The organism is Protofrankia sp. CiP1_Cm_nod3 (assembly GCF_982290655.1).
Genome location: NZ_CEVIVD010000151.1, coordinates 1 through 1017 on the forward strand (window position 1 = coordinate 1; position 1017 = coordinate 1017).

Annotated in this window: 1 protein-coding gene; it reads left to right on the top strand. The window is 68.0% G+C overall.

What is annotated here, in order from left to right:
* Positions 1-58: 58 nt before the first annotated feature.
* Entirely contained in the window at positions 59-985 is a 927-nt protein-coding gene (locus AC5LUJ_RS20510) for an FAD-dependent oxidoreductase (RefSeq protein ID WP_250290480.1), read from the top strand.
* The last annotated feature ends 32 nt before the right edge of the window (positions 986-1017 follow it).

Here is a 1017-nt window from a genome sequence, read left to right on the forward strand (position 1 = left end):
CTATGGGGACGCCGACCATTTCGCTGCTGGGGTCCGTAGGCAGCGCGACGCGGGCGCGTTGCTGGACGTCTACGTCTCGGACCGCGTGCGAACGGAGTTCCCTGCGCTGGCCGAGGCCGCGCCGGATGCCTACGCGGGCGGCGTGCTGGTGCGCGGGTTCACCCTGAACGTGCACGATTTCATCGCCCGGTTACTGGACAGGTTGGAGGCTGCCGGAGTGCGGCTGGGGTTCGATGAGCAGGTGGACACCATGCTGCACGATCGCGCCAATCGGGTGGCTGGGGTACTCACCGCGCGCGGCAACTTCCACCGCGCCCACCACTACGTGGTGTCCCCGGGCGTGCATGGCGAGGATCTTCTAGCCAAGACCGAGTCCGCTGGACAGATCCACGGCGTCCTCGGTTGCTGGCTGACCGTGCCGAATCTCCGACCGCGACTTGAACACTCGCTCAAGGTTGCCCGCCGCGGGCACATCGCCGAGGACGCTAATGTCACCGTCGCCCGCGACGAGCACGGCGCTGAAGTACTAATGTTCGGCTCTGGCTACGGCTATACCGGCGCGGACCTGACCAACATCGACCGCGCTGAGCTGGCTGCGATTCACGCCGCGATCGCAGACACGGCACGACGGTTGTTCCCCCGAGCATACGCCGCAGCCGACATCACCCCCGGTGATCCTGACGCGCGGTTCTGCGTGCGCCCGTGGACTGCATCCAACCTGGGCCTGTTCGAGACGCTGCCCGCTGCGAACGGAGCGTTCGTCGTCACGGGCGGGCACAACACCGGCGGGTTCGCGCAGGCTCCGGTCATCGCCGAAGCCGTGCTGGACGCCTTGGCCAGACGCCCGCACCCGATGCACATGCTGTACCACCCGCGGCGGTCCCGCCACGTCTTCAGCGACCTTCCAGCGGCGTCCCCCGCTTCAACCGAGGCCCGCCCACCGAGGGCAGTCCCCGCCTGGGAGCAGGCGCAGCCGGTCATCTGACCGCGATCCCGTTCGCATGTTCCCCAGTTTGA